General features: G+C 65.8%; 18 protein-coding genes. 10 read left to right on the top strand and 8 right to left on the bottom strand.

What is annotated here, in order from left to right; all coding sequences use genetic code 11:
- Positions 1-93 precede the first annotated feature (93 nt).
- Together AC1DIQ_RS15975 and AC1DIQ_RS15970 are read left to right on the top strand one after the other, a co-directional pair.
- Positions 94-2,058, top strand: coding sequence for an alpha/beta hydrolase family protein (locus tag AC1DIQ_RS15975; RefSeq protein WP_152153654.1), 1,965 nt, complete (start codon positions 94-96; stop codon positions 2,056-2,058).
- Positions 2,059-2,269: 211 nt separating this feature from the next.
- The gene (locus AC1DIQ_RS15970) at positions 2,270-3,673 is read left to right on the top strand and encodes a hypothetical protein (RefSeq protein WP_121043341.1); all 1,404 of its coding nucleotides are present in this window, start codon (positions 2,270-2,272) and stop codon (positions 3,671-3,673) included.
- Positions 3,674-3,687: 14 nt separating this feature from the next.
- Here AC1DIQ_RS15970 and AC1DIQ_RS15965 read toward each other — a convergent pair whose 3' ends face one another.
- A complete protein-coding gene (locus tag AC1DIQ_RS15965; RefSeq protein ID WP_461770489.1) occupies positions 3,688-5,463 on the bottom strand; it encodes a peptide MFS transporter in 1,776 nt (591 codons plus the stop codon).
- 156 nt (positions 5,464-5,619) lie between these two features.
- A complete protein-coding gene (locus tag AC1DIQ_RS15960; RefSeq protein WP_478050380.1) occupies positions 5,620-6,771 on the bottom strand; it encodes an acetyltransferase domain-containing protein in 1,152 nt (383 codons plus the stop codon).
- A gap of 222 nt (positions 6,772-6,993) precedes the next feature.
- On the opposite strand from AC1DIQ_RS15960, the gene AC1DIQ_RS15955 reads away from it, so the two are divergent.
- The 3 genes from AC1DIQ_RS15955 (at position 6,994) to AC1DIQ_RS15945 (ending at position 12,554) form a co-directional block, all read left to right on the top strand.
- Positions 6,994-8,964 carry an OPT family oligopeptide transporter gene (locus AC1DIQ_RS15955; protein WP_152153662.1) on the top strand — a complete coding sequence of 657 codons (1,971 nt, stop codon included), beginning with the start codon at positions 6,994-6,996 and terminating at the stop codon, positions 8,962-8,964.
- Between the two features lie 148 nt (positions 8,965-9,112).
- Positions 9,113-11,176 (top strand): dipeptidyl-peptidase 5, encoded by a 2,064-nt coding sequence (locus AC1DIQ_RS15950; RefSeq protein WP_478050379.1) that lies wholly within the window; start codon positions 9,113-9,115, stop codon positions 11,174-11,176.
- A gap of 133 nt (positions 11,177-11,309) precedes the next feature.
- Positions 11,310-12,554 (top strand): DUF819 family protein, encoded by a 1,245-nt coding sequence (locus AC1DIQ_RS15945; protein ID WP_183073818.1) that lies wholly within the window; start codon positions 11,310-11,312, stop codon positions 12,552-12,554.
- A gap of 14 nt (positions 12,555-12,568) precedes the next feature.
- On the opposite strand, the gene AC1DIQ_RS15940 is transcribed toward AC1DIQ_RS15945, so the two are convergent.
- The 5 genes from AC1DIQ_RS15940 to AC1DIQ_RS15920 are packed head-to-tail and all read right to left on the bottom strand — an operon-like array spanning position 12,569 to position 15,604.
- The gene (locus tag AC1DIQ_RS15940) at positions 12,569-13,054 is read right to left on the bottom strand and encodes a hypothetical protein (RefSeq protein ID WP_121043356.1); all 486 of its coding nucleotides are present in this window, start codon (positions 13,052-13,054) and stop codon (positions 12,569-12,571) included.
- 47 nt (positions 13,055-13,101) lie between these two features.
- Positions 13,102-13,362 carry a cell division topological specificity factor MinE gene (gene minE / locus AC1DIQ_RS15935; RefSeq protein ID WP_017355894.1) on the bottom strand — a complete coding sequence of 87 codons (261 nt, stop codon included), beginning with the start codon at positions 13,360-13,362 and terminating at the stop codon, positions 13,102-13,104.
- 2 nt (positions 13,363-13,364) lie between these two features.
- A complete protein-coding gene (gene minD, locus AC1DIQ_RS15930; protein ID WP_088432112.1) occupies positions 13,365-14,174 on the bottom strand; it encodes a septum site-determining protein MinD in 810 nt (269 codons plus the stop codon).
- Positions 14,175-14,209: 35 nt separating this feature from the next.
- Positions 14,210-14,992: a septum site-determining protein MinC gene (gene minC, locus AC1DIQ_RS15925; protein ID WP_121043359.1), complete on the bottom strand. Its 783-nt coding sequence runs from the start codon at positions 14,990-14,992 to the stop codon at positions 14,210-14,212.
- A 15-nt stretch (positions 14,993-15,007) separates the two neighbouring features.
- Positions 15,008-15,604, bottom strand: a complete 597-nt coding sequence (locus AC1DIQ_RS15920; protein WP_088432114.1) for a GNAT family N-acetyltransferase — start codon at positions 15,602-15,604, stop codon at positions 15,008-15,010.
- 138 nt (positions 15,605-15,742) lie between these two features.
- On the opposite strand from AC1DIQ_RS15920, the gene AC1DIQ_RS15915 reads away from it, so the two are divergent.
- The 5 genes from AC1DIQ_RS15915 (at position 15,743) to AC1DIQ_RS15895 (ending at position 20,124) form a co-directional block, all read left to right on the top strand.
- A complete protein-coding gene (locus AC1DIQ_RS15915) occupies positions 15,743-16,939 on the top strand; it encodes a sensor histidine kinase (RefSeq protein ID WP_088432115.1) in 1,197 nt (398 codons plus the stop codon).
- Positions 16,939-17,580, top strand: coding sequence for a response regulator (locus AC1DIQ_RS15910; protein ID WP_019184539.1), 642 nt, complete (start codon positions 16,939-16,941; stop codon positions 17,578-17,580). The genes AC1DIQ_RS15915 and AC1DIQ_RS15910 overlap by 1 nt, the downstream gene beginning before the upstream one ends.
- Positions 17,581-17,893: 313 nt before the next feature.
- The gene (locus tag AC1DIQ_RS15905; RefSeq protein ID WP_461770486.1) at positions 17,894-18,973 is read left to right on the top strand and encodes a polyketide cyclase; all 1,080 of its coding nucleotides are present in this window, start codon (positions 17,894-17,896) and stop codon (positions 18,971-18,973) included.
- A 103-nt stretch (positions 18,974-19,076) separates the two neighbouring features.
- Positions 19,077-19,448 (top strand): DUF423 domain-containing protein, encoded by a 372-nt coding sequence (locus AC1DIQ_RS15900; protein WP_121043365.1) that lies wholly within the window; start codon positions 19,077-19,079, stop codon positions 19,446-19,448.
- Between the two features lies 1 nt (position 19,449).
- Complete coding sequence (locus AC1DIQ_RS15895; protein ID WP_121043368.1) at positions 19,450-20,124, top strand: DNA-3-methyladenine glycosylase family protein; 675 nt, start codon at positions 19,450-19,452, stop codon at positions 20,122-20,124.
- A 2-nt stretch (positions 20,125-20,126) separates the two neighbouring features.
- On the opposite strand, the gene AC1DIQ_RS15890 is transcribed toward AC1DIQ_RS15895, so the two are convergent.
- Positions 20,127-20,639: a hypothetical protein gene (locus AC1DIQ_RS15890; RefSeq protein ID WP_478050378.1), complete on the bottom strand. Its 513-nt coding sequence runs from the start codon at positions 20,637-20,639 to the stop codon at positions 20,127-20,129.
- Between the last annotated feature and the right edge of the window lie 5 nt (positions 20,640-20,644).

Raw genomic sequence — 20,644 nt, 5'->3', positions numbered from 1 at the left:
TGCCGCCTGCAGGATTATCCCTATGGTTGACCGGTTGGGCTTCCGCCTAGAATCGCGATCCCGGACATGAGGTCCAATGCAGCAGGGGAAAGGATGAAACACCTTCAAGGGTTGGGGTTGCTGGTGTTGCTGGCCATCACGGGCCAGGCCGGCGCGGTGGATCTGGAGCGCTACCTGCGCCGGGATGCCTTCACCGATATCAAGATTTCGCCGAACGGCGACTACTACGCGGCGACCGTGCCGATGGAAGATCGCACCGCCCTGGCGATTCTGCGCAGAAATGGGGGTGAGGTGGTGGGCTCGTTCGTGCCACCCAGGAACAATCACGCCAACCATTTCGACTGGGTCAGTGGAGAGCGTGTGCTGATCGGCCTGGCCGAAAAGCATGGTTCTCTGGACCAGCCGCGGATGACCGGTGAGCTGTATGCCATGAACGCCAACGGCGGGCGCGGCGAACTGCTGGTCGGCTACCGCGTGCAGGGAAACGGCCCGGGTACCCGCATCCAGCAGAAAAAAGTGGAGGCCGTGGCGGCGTTCCTCGCTGATGACCTGCCTGCGGACGACCGCAACGTGCTGGTCACGATCTGGCCGTTCAACGATGACCCGTTCACCCGTGCCGATCGGCTCGATGTCACCACCGGCCGCCGTCAGACCGTGGCGCGCTCGCCCGTGCGTCGCGCCGATTTCGTCACCGACAACCAGGGCCAGGTACGTTTCGCGCACGGCGCGGGAGCCGACAACGTCAACAAGCTGTATTACCGCGAAGGGTCGGGCACGACCTGGAAGCTCGTCAACGATGAAGCACTGAACGGGCGTATCGAAACGGCGATTGGTTTTTCCGAAGATGGTCGGCTGGCGTACTTCAATACCGAGATGCCGCAGGGGCCCGATGCCATCGTGTCCTGGGACCCGGTGACCGACGAGCGCAAGCTCGTGCTCCGCGATCCCGTGGTGGATGTGCACAAGTACATCTACCGGCCGGGCACATCCATCCCGGTGGGGGCGCTGTACCTGGGTGACACGCCGCGCACCCGCTTCTTCGACGAAAAGGGCCCCGATGCCCGTCTGTATCGCAGCCTGGAGGCCGCATTTGGTGGTGATGCGGTGTTCATCACTTCCAGCACCCGTGATGGCAGGCAGCTGATGGTCGAGGCGTGGTCGGGGCGCAACCCGGGCGACTTCTACATCTTCGACAATGAGGCAAAGAAGGCCGACCACGTCATCAGCCGCAGCAGCTGGATCGACCCGGCCGCGACTGCCGTGGTGCGTCCGGTGGCTCTCAAAGCGCGTGATGGGCTTGCCCTGCACGGCTACCTGACGGTGCCGGGTAAAGGCAATGCCAACAGGCAGCCGATGGTGGTGATCCCGCACGGGGGGCCTTACGGTCCGTTCGATACCGGCGGCTACGACCCGGTCAGCCAGATGCTCGCTGACGCGGGTTATGCAGTGCTGCAGATCAACTTCCGTGGATCGGGCAATTACGGGCGCGCGCATCGGTCTGCTGGCGCCCGCGAGTGGGGCGGCACCATGCAGGACGATCTCACCGATGCAACCCGCTGGGCCATCAGCGAGGGAATTGCCGATGCCTCGCGGATCTGCATCTATGGCGCCAGTTATGGCGGCTACGCGGCGATGATGGGCGCTGCGAAGGAGCCCGGTCTGTACCGTTGTGCGGCCGGGTATGTCGGTGTCTATGACCTGCCGATCATGTTCACCACCGGCGACATCCAGCGGCGTGGTTCTGGTGAAAACTATCTCAAGGAATGGATCGGTGACCGGCAGCAACTGGCTGCCGTATCGCCGGTGAATCTGGCCGACCGCATCAAGGTGCCGGTATTCCTCGCTGCCGGTGGCGAAGACGAACGCGCCCCGATCCAGCACACCAGGCGGATGGAAGCGGCGTTGAGGAAAGCCGGCGTGCCGGTGGAGGCGCTGTACTACCCTACCGAAGGCCACGGCTTCTACACCGATCCGCATCGCCGTGAGTACTACACCAAGCTGCTGGCGTTCCTGTCGCGCCACATCGGAGGGCAGGCGGCCAACGCCGTGCAGCCCTGACCGCATCGTTGGGCTTAAGAAGACAACGGCACCGTGAGGTGCCGTTGTTGTGTGTGGGGAGGGCTGAACGCGGCAGATTGCAAGTTGTTGCATGGTGCCCGGGCGCGACCCTGCGGGATGCTGGGCAGCTCTCCCTTCGGGTCTTTCCAGCATGCGGCGCTACCTCTCCTCAACGTCCCACCTGCGGCCTTTTTCGTGCTGGTCAGCGCGTTTGCTGCTTGTTCTGTTTTGCAATCCCTCCCGTGCGACCGATATCGATGACGGTCTGCAGTTGACGGTGGAGCAGGCGCTCATGATCGCAGTGCTCTCCGGCGAGGTGGACGAGAGGGCGATCCGGTTGCACGGGTTGATGCGGGGCAGCGAGCCCGTGGGGCCATTGAGCGAGCCCGACGCCGCGGTACTTCATCACACCGTCCAGTTACTGACAATGGGCAAGCTGATGACCGAAAATGTTGTCGCATTTGCGTACGGCAACCGGCTTGAGGGCACAGCGGCAGGTCGTCTACTGGCGGCATCGCCAGCATGGGGATTCGCCGGCGATGGCGCTCGTTGCCTGGCACAGGACGTCCGGCGCGAGCCTGTTGATGGCGCACCTGCCGCCGCCGCATCCACCGATAGGGTGGGATATCGCGTCCAGTACGTTTGCATCGCACCACATATGCACAAGAGTCGTGCGCTTGCACAGCTGATGACGGCTGTCGTGCAGGGACAGGCCGTACCATCGGTAGATGCACTGGAGCGGTCGATGTTGGCCGGCGAGCGCCGCGACGCGACCCGGCCTTGGTCTATCAGCGGCAGTCTCTCCTTGTCCAGCGATGCACACGGACGTAACTGGACGAGCAGTGGTGCCGTCGTGGGCGAACAACTGCTGGCGGAAATGGAGGTGCCGCCGACTGTGTGGATGCCGATGCCGGTGTCGCAGGCCGAATCGGTGCGCATGGCGGTGCGGGAACTGATGCAGCGCATGCAGGTTGCCGGAGAAGCGTCGGCAGACCTGCAGGATGCGATCGCCGCGCACTTCCTGCTGAGCTTTCCGGAAGTGTTGTGGGGTGCCGTGCGCGAGGACGTCACCGGGTTCGCGCGCGCAGTTGCCCGCCGCGCGGCCACGGCCGAATGTCGGGTGCAGGAGGTGCAGCAGGGGGAGGACCGGTATGAAGCGCACACCGTTCGCCTGGCGCAGGCAGCCTTGACATGCACGTTGCCCGCGCTGGAGTGGACGCTTGCACCTCTCGATGCCCACGGTAGTGATGCGACCGCCTTGGCGACACGCTATCGCCAGTTCCTTCAGCGCGCGGCGGAAACGATTGCCACGTCACCTGCCCATGTGGCCGCAACTGCAGTGGACCTTCAGCAGGTGCCCGGACCGAATGGCGACGCATGGCACGCCGAGCCAGGTGCTTTGCCCAAGCTGCTGCTGGAGGGCATCCTGCCCGCGCCGTTGGTGAAAGAACTCGGCGGCCTGGCCCTGAACGCAGATGCGCTCCATCCGGATATGCGTTTCGAGCATCTTGACGGGCGCAATCTGGACGAGTCTGGACGCGTGCTTGTGCGCCGTTTCCTTTATCAGCTGCGCGCGGCCAATGCGCAGAATGAGGTGACACTGCCGGAGCGCTGATTGCCGCGGTTCGGCTACTTCACCCCGTGCATCATCTTCTTCAGCAGCGGCGAGCAGATCAGCGCCACCGCCGCGCAGCCCAGGCCGATCCACATCAGCAGCCAGAACAGGTGTTCGTAGCTGGCGGCAGCGTTGGCGATATCCATGGTCTGGCCTTCCGGCACCTCGATCGCGGCGAGCTTGCCGAACAGCGCCGCCAGCGTTTCCGAGAACGCAGTGGCGAGGAACCAGGTGCCCATCATCAGGCTGACGACGCGCGGTGCGGCGAGCTGCGTGACCGCCGACAAGCCGACCGGTGACAGGCACATTTCGCCGATCTCCAGGATCAGATACGCCAGCACCAGCCACCACACGCTGGCCATCTGTCCGGTCGCACCCACGTGCTGGGCGGCCAGTGCCAAGGGCACGAACGAGAGTGCGGCGAAGATCAGCCCGATCGACGATTTGATCGGCTTGGACGGATCCATGCGGCGACGGTCCAGCCACGCCCACAGCATCGCAAACAGCGGCGCGAGTACGACCAGGAACAGGCCGCCGAGGTAGGTCAGCGAGCCGGCGGTCTGCGGGATCACCAGGCAGTCGCGGATCAGCATCACCAACATCGCGGCCACAATAGCGATGAACAGGTTGCGGGGCGCGGACGAACCCGGGTTTCGCTCCGACAGGCGCGCGGCCACCACGAAGCCCAGCGGCGCCAGCAGCAGCGAGGCGATCGACCAGGGCAGCGGGGTGCCGCCCTGGATCACCAGCGACGGCACCAGATCCTTGGTCAGCAGGCGATCGGTAAAGGTCACCCAGGAGCCGTAGGTCTGCTCGTACAGGGTGAAGAACACCAGGGCCATGAAGATCAGCGCCATCAGCGCGATCATCTGCTGGCGCTGCACCGGCGTGCAGCGGGTACCGGTGAACCAGGCGAACCAGACCAGCACGCCGCCGAGCACGACGATCATCAGCATCAGTGCCAGGCTGATTTCACCGCCGAGCGCGAACGCACCGTTGGCCGCGGCCCACATCAAGGCAGCGACGGGGATCACGCCGAGCACGGCCACCGCATAGATCAGCCATTCGCGGCGGATGCCGAGCACGCGCTGGCGCAGGGCCGGCAGGTCGGATGGTTCGGCGTGGCCCTGCAGATACTTCTGGCCCCACAGGAACATGCCCAGCCCGATCACCATGCCGATACCGGCCGCGCCGAAGCCGTACTTCCAGCCATAGGCTTCGCCGAGGAAGCCGCACACCAGCGAGGCGAACAGCGCGCCCAGATTGATGCCGGCGTAGAACAGCGAGAAGCCCGAATCGCGGCGCGGATCGTTCTCCGGGTAGAGCTTGCCGACGATGGTGGAGATGTTCGGCTTGAGGAAGCCCACGCCCATGATGATCAGGGCCAGCGAGAGGTAGGTGATGCCCAGGGCCGCGTCATCGCGTACCACGGCGCCGTCAATGCGGACCGCCGCGTGGCCTTCGAACGCCATGCCCAGATGCCCGAGCACCAGCAGCACGCCACCGAACACCACCGCCTTGCGCATGCCCAGCCAGCGGTCGGCGAGCAGACCGCCGAACACCGGGATGCAGTAGACCAGGCCACCGTAGGCACCGAGCAGGTCCAGCCCGGCCTTGTCGCCGAACAGGTGGTACTTGGTGAGATACAGCAGCAACAGCGCCTTCATGCCGTAGAACGAGAACCGCTCCCACATCTCGGTGAAGAAGCAGATGTAGACGCCCTTGGGATGGCCGAGGAAGTCGTCGGTAGCGGGGGAGGTTGCGGCGGCGTGCAGGGCGGCTGCGGTCATCGAGGGATCAGGCAGGGCGGACAAGGGGGCGAGTATAGGCCCGGGGTGACGGTGTATCCGTGCCGGGTCTGGCCGCTCCGCTGTCGGGGTGCGGGGCGCTCCGCTGTCGTAGTGCCGGCCGTTGGCCGGCAGCCTCAGCAGCCCGGCATCGCTCGCCTACAGATAGCGAAGCCACGCCAGATCCCGCCGCCGCGCCTTGAACCGCGCGAACGCTCTGGTCGGCCAGTACAGCGCCAAGGCCAGCAGCGCGGTGATCACCCACAGGCTCGCCACGTGGTCCACGGCGAAATACGCGCCGTGGGTGTGTCCCCAGCGTGCTTCGGCCAGCACGTACAGCAGCTTCAGCACGTACAGGTGCAGCAGGTAGAAGAACATCGGTGCCGCGCCGATGTCGGCCAGCGGCGCCAGCGCCCGGGCCACGCGCGGCGGCTCGTACAGGCGCAGCAACAGCAGGCCGATGCCCAGGGTGAGCAGCAGGAACAGCAGCGAAGGCGGGTACTTGGTGACATTGAAGACGCTCATCAGCGTGCTGCCCGGTGTGGCCAAGGACTGCCACGGGCTGTCGCCGTAGAGGTTCACCGCCCGCAGGATGACGAACGCCAGCAGCGCACCGGCGCCGGCCCTCCACAGGCGGCGCTGGCGCAGGAGCGCATCGCCACCGCGCGCGAACCACGGGCCGATCACCCAGCCCAGTGCAATGACGCCGATCCACGGCAGCACCGGGTAGGAGGCGCGCAGGCGCAGCCCGTCGGTCACGGTGATCCAGTCGCGCTGGTGCAGCACCTTCCACAGCACGGCCAGCACCCCGTCGCCCTGCACGCGGATGCCATCGAGCAGGTTGTGCCCGGCGATCACGGCCAGCGCCAGCACCGCCAGCGCCCCGCGTGGCAGCCACAGCAGCCCGGCCAGCGCGATCATGCTGATGCCGATCGCCCAGATCACCTGCAGGTACATCACGCTGGGCGGGAACTGCAGCGTCCACGCGACATTGACCACCAGCAGCTCCAGCACCACCAGGAACAGGCCGCGCTTGAGCAGGAAGGCCGACGCGGCCCGGCGCCCATCCGGCTTGCCACTGGCGTACAACCAGGCCGACAGGCCGGTCAGCAGCACGAACACCGGCGCGCACAGATGCGCCAGCAGCCGGCTGACGAACAGCGCCGGCTCGACCTGGTCGACCGCCATCGGGTCGCTGACCTGCTGGTGCATGTAGAAGGTTTCTCGCACGTGGTCGAGCAGCATCAGCACGATCACGGTGCCGCGCAGCTGGTCGATGGAGGTCAGGCGGGAGGTGGGGGAATGCGTCACAGCAGCGCCGGTTGCTTGGTGCGATAGGATATAACATAACCAAATGGATGGGCCCGGCGCGCGACGTTGCCCAGTCCGGCGGGTCGCGGCGGCGGCGGCACGCGAAGGTCAACAGGGGCCTTGATCGGGTGGTGCAGGGTTGCCGGCCAGCGGCCGGCACTACTGGACTTGCCCGTACATGAACGCTAGCGTGGCAGGGATTTTTTGCCAGCAGAGGCTTCCATGAACAACGACGCTGCGCCACGCCAGCTCACTTTCCGCGCGGTGGTGCTTGCCATCGTGCTGGCGGTGATTCTGTCGGCCGCCAACGCCTACCTCGGTCTGTTCGCAGGCCTGACCATCGCCACCGCGATTCCCGCGGCCGTCATCTCCATGGGCGTGCTGCGCCTGCTCGGCGGTGGCACCATCCTTGAAAACAACATCGTCCAGACCGGTGCGTCGGCCGGTTCGTCGATCGCCGCCGGCGTGATCTTCACCATCCCCGCGCTGGTGATCATGGGCTACTGGCCGGACTTCAAGTATTGGTGGGTGCTGGGCATCGCCGGTCTGGGTGGCCTGCTGGGCGTGCTGTTCTCGGTGCCGCTGCGCCGTTCGATGATCGTCGAAGATCCGCTGCCCTTCCCGGAAGGCAAGGCGGCCGCCGAAGTGCTCAAGGCCGGTGAGAACCCGGGCCCGGGCCTGAAGATCCTGGCGGTGTCGGCGGTGATCGGCGCCTTCGTGAAGCTGGCGGCCGAAAGCGGCCTGCGCCTGATTCCGGATGCCTGGGCCACCTCGGCCTACGTGGGCAGCTCGAAGATCACCGCCTTCATCGGCACCAACCTGTCCCCGGCGCTGCTGGGTGTGGGCTACATCGTCGGCCTGAATGTCGGCATCGTGGTGGTGTCCGGCTCGATCCTGACCTGGCATATCGCCATTCCGCTGTACCAGATGTTCTTCATGAACACCGATCCGGCGCTGGCCGCCTCGATCGCCACGGCCAGCTCCACCGAGGCGGCCTTCGCCATCTGGGGCGCGAAGATGCGTTACCTGGGCGTCGGCGCGATGCTGATCGGCGGCGTGTGGACCCTGATCTCGTTGCGCAAGTCGCTGCTCAATGGCGTCAAGAGCGGTTTCGCCGCAGCCCGCAAGAGCGGTGGCCCGGCGCTGGCGCACACCGAGCGCGACCTGCCGATGAAGTGGATGCTGGTGGCCCTGGTGGTGTTCACCCTGCCGCTGCTGGCGCTGTACCAGGCCATCGTGGGCCAGTGGCATGTTTCGATCCCGATGACGCTCATCATGATCGTCGCCGGCTTCCTGTTCGTCTCGGTCTCGGCCTACCTGGCCGGGTTGATCGGTTCGTCCAACAACCCGGTCTCGGGCATCACCATCTCCACCATTCTGTTCGCCTCGGCGGTGCTGGTGGTGTTGCTCGGCGCCGACGGCCTCAAGCCGGTTGGCGTCGGCGGTGCCCCGCTGGGTGCGGTGGCCGCGATCATGATCGGCGCGGTGGTGTGCTGTGCGGCCGCGGTCGGCGGTGACAACCTGCAGGACCTCAAGGCCGGCTACATCGTTGGCGCTACGCCGTGGAAGCAGCAGCTGATGCTGGGCATCGGCGCGTTCTCGTGCGCGCTGATCATGGCCCCGGTGCTGAACCTGCTGGCCACCGCCTACGGCATCGGCGTCAAGTCCGAGCTGCATCCCAACGCGCTGGCCGCGCCGCAGGCCAACCTCATGGCCTCGGTGGCCAAGGGCCTGTTCGGCGGCGAGCTGCCGTGGACCTTCATCGGTATCGGCGCCGTGGTCGGCGCGGCGATCATCGCTTTCGACAGCTGGCTGAAGTCGCGCAATGCACGCTTCCGCGTGCCGGTGCTGGCCGCGGCGATCGGCATCTACCTGCCGCTGGAGCTGATGGTGCCGATCTTCCTGGGTGGCCTGATCGCCTACCTGGTGGAACGCTTCCACAAGATCCGCGGCGACGACGAAGAAGGCCGCGACCGCGTGCACAAGCCCGGCGTGCTGTTCGCTGCGGGCCTGATCACCGGTGAAGCCCTGATGGGTATCGCGATCGCGGTGCCGATCGTGATCAGCAGCCGCGCGGACGTGCTGGCGCTGCCGTTCCACCTGCCGGGCGCGCAGTGGATCGGTCTGGCCGTGCTGTTCCTGGTCGGCTGGTTGATCTACCGCACCGGCAAGCGCGCGGTGGGTTCAGTCTAAAAAGTCTGCATCTGCGTCATGGCAAACCCCGCTCCGGCGGGGTTTGTCGTTTCTGCCTCCCGTCGAACCACCGGCATGACCGATGGCCTTTGCATCGGTGGCCCCTGCGGCCCTACCATCGGCGTTTTGCCGTTCCGCGGAGACCCCGATGAAACTTCGTTACGCCCTGCTGCCGTTGTGCCTGCTGACCGCGATGCCCTCGCTGGCGGCCACGCGTGGCCTGGATGTGCGCGACATGATCGCGCTGGATCGGGTCTCCAGCCCGCTGCTCACCGCCGATGGCGCCAATGTGATCTTCGCCAAGCGCGTGGTCGGTACCGACAGCAAGGCCAGCACCGGCCTGTACATCCGCAACCTGCGCACCCGGGATCTGGCCCCGCCCAAGCCGCTGACCCCGGCGGGCTGGAACGTGAATTCCGCTGCGCTTTCGGCCGATGGCCAGACCGTGTATTTCCTGAGCGCCAAGAACGGCAGCCAGCAGCTCTACGCGCAGCCGACCACCGGCGGCACCCCGCGCCAGCTGACCGATTTCCCGGTCGATGTGGACAGCTTCCACGTCTCCCCGCAGGGCGACCGCGTGGCCTTCAGCAGCGGCGTGTTCCAGGACTGCGGTTCGGACCTGGCCTGCACCAGCAAGAAGCTGGACGCGCACAAGGCACGCAAGAACACCGGTGAAGTCTTCGACACTCTGTTCGTGCGCCATTGGGACACCTGGGCCGATGGCCGCCGCAACACGCTGTTCGTGGCGCCGCTGCCGGTCGCCAAGGCCGCAGCGGTGAAGGGCGCCTCGGCGATCAGCGCGACGCTGGCCGGCGATGCACCGTCCAAGCCGTTCGGTGGCAATGACGACTTCACCTGGTCGCCGGATGGCAAGAGCGTGGTCGCCGCGATCCGCGTGGCCGGCAAGCAGGAGCCGTGGTCGACCAACTTCGATCTGTACCGCCTGGATGCCGAGGGCAAGCAGGCCCCGGTCAACCTGACCGCGGCCAACCCGGCTTGGGATGCCGGCCCGGTGTTCAGCGCCGACGGCAAGACCCTGTACTACCGCGCCATGAAGCGCCCCGGCTTCGAAGCGGACCGCTTCGGCCTGATGGCGATGGACGTGGCCACCGGCAAGACCCGTGAGATCGCACCCAAGTGGGATCGTTCGGCCGGCGAGATCGTGCTGTCCGGTGACGGCACCCTGATCTACACCAGTGCCGACGACATGGGCGAGCACCGCCTGTTCGGCGTCGACATCGCCACCGGCACCGCCGAAGTGGTGGCCGACGGCGGCAGCATCGGTTCGCCGGTGATCGCCGGGACCACCCTGGCGTACACCAGGAACAGTCTGAAGAGCGGCGATCAGATCATCGTGGCCGCCTTCGATGGTGCCAACCCGCGCGAGATCACCCCGAGCGCCGGTGAGATGCTGCCCGACGTCGCCTTCGGCGATTACGAGCAGTTCCAGTTCAAGGGCTGGAACAACGAGACCGTGCACGGTTACGTGGTCAAGCCGTACAACTACCAGGAAGGCAAAAGTTACCCGGTCGCGTTCCTGATCCACGGTGGCCCGCAGGGCAGCTTCGGCAACGGCTGGAGCTACCGCTGGAACCCGCAGACCTACGCCGGTCAGGGCTACGCGGTGGTCATGATCGACTTCCACGGCTCCACCGGTTACGGCCAGGCCTTCACCGATGCGATCAGCCAGCACTGGGGCGACCGCCCGCTGGAAGATCTGCAGAAGGGCTGGGCTGCGGCACAGAAGCAGTACCCGTTCCTCAACGGCGACAAGGCGTGCGCCCTGGGCGCCAGCTATGGCGGCTTCATGGTCAACTGGATCGCCGGCAACTGGAACGAGCCGTGGAAGTGCCTGGTCAACCATGACGGCGTGTTCGACCAGCGCATGATGGGCTACGCCACCGAAGAGCTGTGGTTCACCGAGTGGGAGCAGGGTGGCACGCCGTACGCGAAGGCCGCCAACTACGAGAAGTTCAACCCGGTCAACCACGTGGCCGACTGGAAGAAGCCGATCCTGATCGTGCACGGCCAGCTCGACTACCGCATTCCGGTGGAGCAGGGCCTGGCGGCGTTCACCGCTGCGCAGCGCCAGGGCATCGAGTCCAAGTTCCTGTACTTCCCGGATGAGAACCACTGGGTGCTCAAGCCGCAGAACAGCGTGCAGTGGCACGACACCGTCAACGGCTGGTTGAAGCAGCACATCGGCGAATAAGCCGGTTTGAAGCGCCGCCCCCAGGGGCGGCGCTTTGCTATCGGTGGTGCCGGTCATTGGCTGGCGGTTGTATCGCGCGTTCCACATCCATGAGGTTGCCGGCCAGCGGCCGGCACTACGCAGGCCATCCCCCGTGAAAGCACCCGCCCTGATCCAGAACGATATCGTCGTCTTCGGCTTGATCGCTGCCACCCTCGGTGCCGTGTTCTGGACCGCCTCGCGCGAGCAGGGGCTGTGGAAGCGGTTCTATACCTACGTGCCCGCGTTGCTGCTGTGCTACCTGATTCCCGGCGTGTACAACACCGTCGGCCTGATAGATGGCCAGAACACCCATCTCTACAACCCGGTCGCGCGCGACATCCTGCTGCCCGCCGCTCTGGTGCTGCTCACCCTGGCCGTGGACATCAAGGGCATCCTGCGGTTGGGGCCGAAGCTGATCGTGATGTACCTGGGCGCCTCGCTCAGCATCATGATCGGCGCCGTGGTCGCCTTCCAGTTGATGAAGTGGCTGCACCCGGCGACGGTCGCCGGTGACACCTGGGCGGGCATGGCGGCGCTGGCCGGCAGCTGGATCGGCGGCGGTGCCAACATGCTGGCCATGCGCGAAGTGTTCGATGTCAACGCGACCACCTTCGGGCAGTTCGCGGTGGTCGATGTCGGTGTCGGTTATGTGTGGATGGCGGTGCTGATCTTCATGGCCGGGCGCGCGGCAAAGATCGATGCGCGCAGTGGTGCCGACACCTCCGGCATCGATGCCCTCAAGCTGCGCATCCAGGCGTTCCAGGCACAGCATGAGCGCGTGGCCAGCCTGACCGACCTGATGCTGATCGTGGCGGTCGCCTTCGGCGTGGTGGGGCTGTCGCACGCGATCGCCGGGCCGGTCTCGGCATGGTTCAAGGGGCATGTCGCCTGGGCCTCGCAGTTCAGCCTGGATGCGCCGTTCGTGTGGGTGGTGGTGATCTCCACCACCTGCGGCCTGGCGTTGAGCTTCACCCGTGCGCGCAACCTGGAAGGTGCCGGTGCCTCCAAGCTCGGCTCGCTGCTGCTGTACTTCCTGATCGCCTGCATCGGCATGCAGATGGACCTGCTGGCACTGCTGGACCGCCCGTGGCTGTTCCTGCTCGGCCTGATCTGGATCGCGGTGCACATCGTGCTGCTGTGGGCGCTGGCGCGCGCGCTGAAGGTGCCGTTCTTCTACTTCGCGATCGGCTCGCAGTCCAACATCGGCGGGCCAGCCTCCGCGCCCGTGGTGGCGGCGGCGTTCCATCCTTCGCTGGCGCCGGTCGGCGTGCTGTTGGGCACGATGGGCTACGCCACGGGCACGTATCTGGCGTACATCGTGGGCATCACCCTGCGCGCGATGGCAGGGCAGGGCTGACCGCACGTGCGGATTTACGCAGGAAGAAGACCGCGTTCGACCAGCCACGCCTTTGCATCTTCCGCATCCTGTTCGAACCACGCCTTCGTCGACCCCAACCGATACGTATACCCCCAAGCATCCATGTCCAGCATCAGGCGGTCGCTGCCCACACCAGGCAGTCTTCCGGCCAGCACGATCTGCAGGTAACAGGTGGCGTCTTCTTCGGGCACCGAATCGGTGGCATCGGTATGCACCAGCGCACGCCGCTCCGGCGGCAGCACGATCAGGTGACAGGCTTCGTGCAGCATCGAGTGCACGGGGGTGTCATCGCGGACGTACACGTCGCTGCCGATGATGCCGGCTTCGGGTTCGCCCCAGTAGCTGCCCGGAATCGGCGCACCATCGGCCACACGATGCAGGTGCAGATCGTGGGTGGCGAGCAGGGCGAGGGCATCGTCGAAACGGATATCGCCGACGCGGGTGACCTGCGGTTCGGCGGTGGGGGCAGCGTCGTTCATGGGTTACCGCTCAACCGCCCCTTCCAACGCGGAAGGGGCGATGTCGATCAGGGCTGCTGCGGGCCTTCCGGCAAGGCGACGGAGATATCGAGCACATCGTGCTCCCCGTCCTTGACCAGATCGACCTTGACCGCATCAGCGTCGATGTTGACGTACTTCTTGATCACTTCCAGCAGCTCGCGCTGCAGCAGGGGCAGGTAGTCCGGGCCGCCGCGGTGGCTGCGTTCCTGCGCGATGATGATCTGCAGGCGGTTCTTGGCCGTTTCGGCAGTGGTCTTCTTCCGGTTCAGGAAATCGAACAGTCCCATGCTTACCCTCCGAACAGCTTGCTGAAGAAGCCTTTCTTCTCCACGGTGGTGAAGCGCATCGGACGCTCTTCGCCAAGGATGCGGCCCACCGCATCTTCGTATGCCTGGCCCGCCGCCGATTCGGGGTCCAGAATGACTGGCTCGCCCTTGTTGGACGCATTGAGCACGTCGCCCGATTCGGGCACCACGCCAATGGCCTTCAGGCCCAGCACTTCTTCCACGTCGGTGATGCTGAGCATCTCGCCGCTTTCCACCCGTACCGGGCTGTAGCGCGTGAGCAGCAGGAAGGCCGGCACGTTCTTGCCGGATTCGGCCTTGTGGGTCTTCGAATCGAGCAGACCGATGATGCGGTCCGAGTCGCGCACCGAAGACACTTCCGGGTTCACCACCACGACCGCACGGTCGGCGTAGTACATCGCCAGGAACGCGCCCTTCTCGATACCGGCCGGGGAGTCGCAGATGACGTACTCGAAGCCGTCGGCGATGAGATCGTCGAGCACCTTGCGCACGCCTTCCTGGGTCAGTGCGTCCTTGTCGCGGGTCTGCGAGGCAGCCAGCACGTACAGGTTGTCGAAGCGCTTGTCCTTGATCAGGGCCTGCTTGAGGGTCGCTTCGCCGTGCACGACATTGACGAAGTCGTACACCACGCGGCGCTCGCAGCCCATGATCAGGTCCAGGTTGCGCAGGCCGACGTCGAAGTCGATCACCGCCACCTTTTTGCCACGACGTGCCAACCCGCAGGCCAGGCTGGCGCTGCTGGTGGTCTTGCCGACGCCGCCCTTGCCGGAGGTGACTACGATGATTTCAGCCAAAGGATTTCTCCTGATTCTTCTGTTTGGGGGCTGCGTCAGTCCAGCGCAGCGATCTTGATCTGGTCCTGTTCCAGCCACACCTGCACGGCCTTGCCGCGCAGGGAGTCCGGAACATCGTCCAGTACCTTGTAGTGGCCGGCAATGGCGACCAGTTCAGCGTGGAATTCACGGCAGAAAATGCGCGCCGTGGTGTTGCCTTGGGCACCTGCCAGGGCACGGCCCCGCAGCGTACCGTAGATGTGGATGCTGCCATCGGCGATCACTTCGGCGCCCGCGCCGACGGTGGCCATGACGGTCAGGTCGCAGTTTTCCGCGTACAGCTGCTGGCCCGAACGGACGTTGGCGGTCTGCATGCGGCCCGGCTTGGGCGCGCCTCCGGTGGCGACAGCGCTGGGCGCCGGCGCCGCAGGCACGGCAGCGGCGGCACGCGCACGGCGCGGCGGCGGTTCGGCGACCGGCACGCGCGCAGGCGCCGGCTCGGCCTCGGCGCGCTCGTACTGGGCGCGGAACTTGGCCAGCAGCGGCAGGCCGAGCTGCTGGGAAAGCAGGTCGGTTTCGGTGGTGCCGTAAGCCAGCGCAACCGGCAGCACGCCGGCCTTGCGCAGGCCGTCCAGCAGCGCCTTGGCGGTCGCCACGTCCGGCATCCTGCTCAGCCCGCCGAAATCCAGGATCACTGCCGCACGCCCGAACAGCTTCGGCGCACGCGCGACACGTTCCTGCATTTCACGGGTGAGGCGCTCGACATCGAGGGTGCGGATGCGCAGATTGGCGATGCCGACCTGGCCGATCTTCAGTTCACCGGCCTGTTCAAAATCCATGTTCGCCGCCACCGATCAGGTCCCCGTCTGCTGCTGCACGCGCAGCGGCTCGCGGCGATGGCCTACCCAAGGCACATCCGGCAGCTGATCGCCGTAGGTGTCGTGCACCCACTGGTAACTGCACAGGTCCTTGAGCAGCATGCTGGCGCGCACATCCACGTGGGCCATGTTGTTCTGCCCGACCTCGCGGAAGCCGAAGCTGCCGTGGAAGAGCAGGGCGGCATCGGCACCGTGATCCAGGAACACCTCGCAGGTCAGCTGCGGGTAGCGCAGCTCGGCGTAGCTCTGCGCATCGGCATAGAACGCACGGCCAACGCCACCGCCGCGGCGGCGGCTGGCGACCACGATGCGGTCGATATAGAAGAATTTGCTGTCAAGCTGCTGCTTGAACCAGGCGAAGTTGCTGCTGTCGTGCTGGCTGTCGCTGCCGAAGCCGATCAGGAAACCGGCCAGGTTGCCGTCGCGCTCGGCGACGCGGAAATACTCAGCGCTTTCATAGAACAGACGCAGGCGGGCGGCATCCAACGGCAGGATGGCCAGGCCGGCATTGTTGTTCAGGGCCAGGACGGAATCGAGCTCGTGCTCGCGCACGTCGCGGATGACAATCGACATTGTGACTCCGTGGGGTAACGCGGTTGGCCCATCGAGGGGCCCTCGGTCCGATTATTGCATGGGTGGCTTCCCCCCGCGAGCGGACAGGCATGACTTCTGTGGGAGTGCAGGGGAACAGGTTCAGCCTACTATGCGTCCATGTTGGGATACCTCAGCCACACCCGAGTACTGCGACTGGCCGGCCTGTTCACCTGGGTCATGGTCGGACTTCCTCTGGTTTACTCACAGTACGAAGCACTGCTGCGCCGCGGCGGAGGCGTCGATGCCTGGGCGCTGTGGCTGTTCGCGGCGTACCTGGCCTTCGGCGCCGGCTACTTCTGGCTGACCCGCGGGCTGCGCAACGGCGGCCACTCGCGCTGGTACGACCGGGTCATGCTGGTGCTGCTGACCGCGTCGGCGCTGGGCGTGAGCTATCTGAGCGGTTCCGGGCTGGGCAGCATCCTGATGATGGTCGCCGCCGGCGTCATCCCGTGGATGCTGCCGGTGCGCGGCGGCGTGATCTGGCTGCTGCTGAGCCAGCTGGCGGTGCTGCCGGTCTACTACCTCATCCTGAATTTCTCCCTGTTCGAAGCGGTGATGCAGTCGCTGCTGTATGGCGGCTTCTCCATGTTCATCTTCGTGACCAGCCTGGTGGCGCGGCAGCAGACCGATGCCCGTGAAGAGCAGCGCCGGCTCAATACCGAGCTGCGCGCCACCCGTGTGCTGCTGGCCGAAAGCGCCCGCGTCAACGAACGCACCCGCATTTCCCGCGAGCTGCACGATCTGTTGGGCCACCACCTGACCGCGCTCAGCCTGAATCTGGAAGTGGCCGGCCACATCACCGAAGGCCAGGCCCAGGAACACGTGCATCAGGCCCATACCCTGGCCAAGCTGCTGCTGACCGACGTACGCGAGGCGGTCAGCCAGCTGCGCGACAGTGGTGCGATCGACCTGGCCGCCGCGCTGCGCCCGCTGACCGAGCAGGTCCCCTCGCTGGAGATCCACCTGGATATCGACGAGCCACTGAGCGTGGAAGATCCCGAGCGCGCGCACGTGCTGCTGCGCTGCACCCAGGAAATCATCACCAATGCAGTGCGCCACGCCGGTGCGCGCAACCTGTGGATCAAGGTCCGGCGCGAGGCGCCGGGCATCGTGGTGCTGGAAGCGCATGATGATGGGGTGGGCGCCGACGGTATCGTGGTCGGCAATGGGTTGCGCGGGATGCGCGAGCGCCTGCAACAATGCGGTGGTGAGCTGCAGATCGAAACCCGCCGGGGACAGGGCTTCCGCCTTCGTGCCTCGGTACCCGGCGTGCCAGTATTGATGCTGACCGCTGTCATTGAAGGAGTGCGTTGATGATTCGCGTCTGCCTGGTCGACGACCAAACCCTGGTGCGGCAGGGGATCCGCTCGCTGCTGGCGCTCGATGACGGCATCGAAGTGGTCGCCGAGGCCGCCGATGGCCGCCAGGCAGTCGAGGTGGTTCCGCAGGTCCGCCCTGACGTGGTCCTGATGGACATGCGCATGCCGGTGATGTCCGGGCTGGAGGCGCTGCAGATGCTGTCGCGGCTGAACCAGCTGCCGCCGACCATCATCCTGACCACCTTCGATGACGACCAGCTGGTGCTGGCCGGGCTGAAGGCCGGCGCCAAGGGCTACCTGCTCAAGGATGTGACCCTGGACCAGCTGGTGGGCGCGATCCGGACCGTGGCCGATGGCGGCTCGCTGGTGCAGCCGGCGGTGACCCAGCGGCTGCTGTCGGGCCTGGAGCACATGCGCAACGAGTTCGTGAGCCTGGACAGGCCGGACCCGTTGACCGACCGCGAGACCGAGATCCTGCGGCTGATGGCCAGCGGCTTCTCCAACAAGGAGATCGCCAATTCACTGGGCGTGGCCGAGGGCACGATCAAGAACCACGTGTCCAACATCCTCTCCAAGCTGGGCGTGCGCGATCGTACCCGCGCCGTGCTCAAGGCCTTCGAACTGCAGCTGGTCTGAGCCTGCGGACCCGGCGCCGGCCTTCGGGCGGCCACGGGTTCGCAGGTAATTTATGAATTCTGTGAAACCCTTGCAGCGCAAGCGATGCAGGGGGATTTTTGGTCCCAGCGGCCGAATCCGGCAAAGAAATATTGTCCATCCGCTACGTGCTGACACGCGCGATGCGTTATCTTTCCGCTCCTTGTCTATGCAAAACCGCTGCCGACATGGAAACCGGTGTGCCAACCCTGATCAACAACACCGGCGAAGCCTGCTAGGATTGGCGCTTCGCTTCAATCAACCCGGCCGTGGGATCGGCCCCGGAGACTCCTGAATGACCCGTATTATCGAGTTCCTGATCGCCTTGGGGATCGTGGCTGGCCTGTTCGTCATCATTGGCGTATGTCTGCCGGGCGAGCGCCATATTTCCGAAAGCATCGAGACCAACCGCAAGATGACGATCGTGTACGACACGGTCAACAGCCTGCGCCGCTTCAAGGACTGGAACCCGCTCTTGCTGCGCGATCCCGCCGTTGAACTGAAGTACTCCGGCCCCGCTGCCGGCGTCGGCGCACGCCTGGACTACGCCTCCAAGGAAAGCTCCTTGGGCGAAGGTAGCTGGGTGATCACCGAGTCCGAGCAGAACAAGCACGTGGCGATCGAGATCGAGGACGCCTCCAAGGGTCACGACAAGACCACCCGCTTCACCCTGGAGCCGACCGGCAAGGGTGGCCGCAACGTCAAGATCACGCAGGACTACAGCGTCAAGTACGGTTTCAACCTGTTCGGTCGTTACGCTGGCCTGTACGTCAGCCGTCACGCCGGTGACGACCTGAAGCTGGGTCTGTCGCGCATGGCCAACATGCTGGCCACCGTGCCGAACATCGACTACCGCACCGCCGAAGCCCCGCTGACCGATCTGGCCATCGTGGACGTCCCGGCCGAGGACCTGCTGGTCGTCACCGCCGGCAACGTGGATCGCGGCCAGGAGACCATCACCAAGTCCATCAAGGACAACCAGGAGTGGATCAAGCGCGTCATGGAGGCCAACAACCTCGAAGCCGCCGGTCCGTTCCGCATCATCACCACCGATTTCGGCGCCGAGAAGTACGCCTTCGACGTGGCCCAGCCGGTCAAGAAGAAGGGTGCTGAAGGCGCGACTGCCGAAGCCCTGACGGTGAAGATCGACGGTGGTGCACCGGTCAAGTACGTGCACGTTGCTCCGCATCGCTCGGCCCACGCGGCCTACACCGGCCACATGGCCGGCCTGGACATCGCCCGCAACGCCCTGCGTGCGTGGTCGGTGACCGGCGGCAACGAAGTGATCGATCGTCCGTACGAGTCCTGGAAGGACGGCGTGGACAAGTCGTTCACTCCGGAAGGCACGTACGACATCTACTGGGCCGTCAAGTAAACCGACGGTTGCCGTGATGTAACGCACGACCTGAAACGCGCCGCTTCCTGCGGCGCGTTTTTTTTTGGCTCCGGCAGCGGGGCATTGTCTGAAGGACGCAAGCATGCTCAACCTGGAACGACGCACGCGCAAACCCTCCCTGCTGGCCGGCCTGGGCGGCCTGCTGGCGGCCACCGGGGTCGGTCTGTCGGCCTACGCCTCGCACGGCATCGCCGATCCACTGGCGCAGTCGCATGTGACCACCGCGGCCTTGTACGCGTTCGGGCACGGGGTGGCGCTGGCCGTGCTCGGCCCGACCCAGCAGAACACGCTGGGTCGGCTGGCCCTGTATGTCCTGCTGATCGGCACGCTGCTGTTCTCCGGCAGCCTGGTGGCTGGCGCGTTGTGGACGCTCAGTACGCAGTTGGCACCGGTCGGTGGCACCGCGCTGATGGTCGGCTGGCTGGCCTACGGCCTCAACGCGCTGAGGCGCTGACATGCCCCGCTACCGCCGCGGTTTCGATGTCGATGAGGCGCATGACTGGCTGAGCCGGCGCGACCGGCGGCTGGGCACGTGGATGAAGCGGCTCGGCCCGATCCAGGCGCCGCCCGGCTGGGCGAAAACCTTTGATCCGGTCGACGCGCTGGCACGGGCGATCCTGTTCCAGCAGCTCAGCGGCAAGGCCGCCTCGACCATCGTCGGGCGGGTGGAGACCGCCATCGGCAGCACCCGCCTGCACGCCGATACGCTGGCGCGCATCGATGATGCCGGGCTGCGGGTCTGCGGGGTCTCGGGCAACAAGGCGCTGGCGCTGCGAGACCTGGCGCGTCGCGAGGCAGCGGGTGAGATCCCCGACCTGCGTCGGATGTCGGTGATGGACCACGACGCGATCATCGACGTGCTGGTCCCGATCCGCGGCATCGGCCGCTGGACGGTGGAGATGATGCTGATGTTCCGGCTCGGTCGCCCGGACATCCTGCCGGTGGACGACCTCGGTGTCCGCAAGGGCGCCCAGCGCGTGGACAAGGCCGAGCGGATGCCGACCCCGAAGGAGCTGCTCGCCCGCGGCGAGAAATGGGGCCCGTTCCGGACCTACGCGAGCCTGTACCTGTGGCGGATCGCAGATTTCACGGTGGATCCGAAGGCGACGACCAACCGCTCGCAGGGGTGAGGCTACGCGGCCGGTGGCTTCGGCGCGAAGGCCGGGTCGTCGCTGATTCGTGCCCGCGCTGGCTGGCGCTTCTTCGCCGCAAGGTAGCGGTGATGGTGGAAGGTGGCGAAGGTGCCGCGGAGGACCACGACCCCGATCACCAGCATCATCCCCATCCTCCGAAGCGTGTCTGTCAGGCCTGCGGTGTCCTGCCTCAGATGCATCACGAACACCCATGCCCACAACGCAGCGGTCAGGCAGGCCGCAATCCGGCTGCGTTTGTAGACCCCCACTGCCAGACCCAGGTAAACGCAGCCGACCATCGCAGCAGCGATGAAGTTCATCATGGCGAACACGTGTCGGTTCGTGACCCACGTCCAGCCGCCCGTGGCGAGGGTGAACACGGTGAGTCCCGCGCCCAGTAACCAGAGCTGCGTGACTGGCCTGGTGATCCCGCTCGGCACCTGTTCCCAGTGCGGTGCCGTTGGCGGGGTGGGGGGAACCCCACCGGCCTGGTAGGGATTCTGATCGTCCATGGTCG

Source organism: Stenotrophomonas sp. 05L413 (genome assembly GCF_056397945.1).
This window is presented reverse-complemented; position numbering and strand designations above follow the sequence as displayed.

Excerpts from the sequence above, each read along its gene's own strand:
- AC1DIQ_RS15975 (WP_152153654.1), top strand. The coding sequence starts at position 94 with ATGAAACACCTTCAAGGGTTGGGGTTGCTGGTGTTGCTGGCCATCACG.
- AC1DIQ_RS15965 (WP_461770489.1), bottom strand. The coding sequence starts at position 5,463 with ATGACCGCAGCCGCCCTGCACGCCGCCGCAACCTCCCCCGCTACCGAC.
- AC1DIQ_RS15955 (WP_152153662.1), top strand. The coding sequence starts at position 6,994 with ATGAACAACGACGCTGCGCCACGCCAGCTCACTTTCCGCGCGGTGGTG.
- AC1DIQ_RS15950 (WP_478050379.1), top strand. The coding sequence starts at position 9,113 with ATGAAACTTCGTTACGCCCTGCTGCCGTTGTGCCTGCTGACCGCGATG.
- AC1DIQ_RS15940 (WP_121043356.1), bottom strand. The coding sequence starts at position 13,054 with ATGAACGACGCTGCCCCCACCGCCGAACCGCAGGTCACCCGCGTCGGC.
- minE (WP_017355894.1), bottom strand. The coding sequence starts at position 13,362 with ATGGGACTGTTCGATTTCCTGAACCGGAAGAAGACCACTGCCGAAACG.
- minC (WP_121043359.1), bottom strand. The coding sequence starts at position 14,992 with ATGGATTTTGAACAGGCCGGTGAACTGAAGATCGGCCAGGTCGGCATC.
- AC1DIQ_RS15920 (WP_088432114.1), bottom strand. The coding sequence starts at position 15,604 with ATGTCGATTGTCATCCGCGACGTGCGCGAGCACGAGCTCGATTCCGTC.
- AC1DIQ_RS15915 (WP_088432115.1), top strand. The coding sequence starts at position 15,743 with ATGTTGGGATACCTCAGCCACACCCGAGTACTGCGACTGGCCGGCCTG.
- AC1DIQ_RS15910 (WP_019184539.1), top strand. The coding sequence starts at position 16,939 with ATGATTCGCGTCTGCCTGGTCGACGACCAAACCCTGGTGCGGCAGGGG.
- AC1DIQ_RS15905 (WP_461770486.1), top strand. The coding sequence starts at position 17,894 with ATGACCCGTATTATCGAGTTCCTGATCGCCTTGGGGATCGTGGCTGGC.
- AC1DIQ_RS15900 (WP_121043365.1), top strand. The coding sequence starts at position 19,077 with ATGCTCAACCTGGAACGACGCACGCGCAAACCCTCCCTGCTGGCCGGC.
- AC1DIQ_RS15895 (WP_121043368.1), top strand. The coding sequence starts at position 19,450 with ATGCCCCGCTACCGCCGCGGTTTCGATGTCGATGAGGCGCATGACTGG.
- AC1DIQ_RS15890 (WP_478050378.1), bottom strand. The coding sequence starts at position 20,639 with ATGGACGATCAGAATCCCTACCAGGCCGGTGGGGTTCCCCCCACCCCG.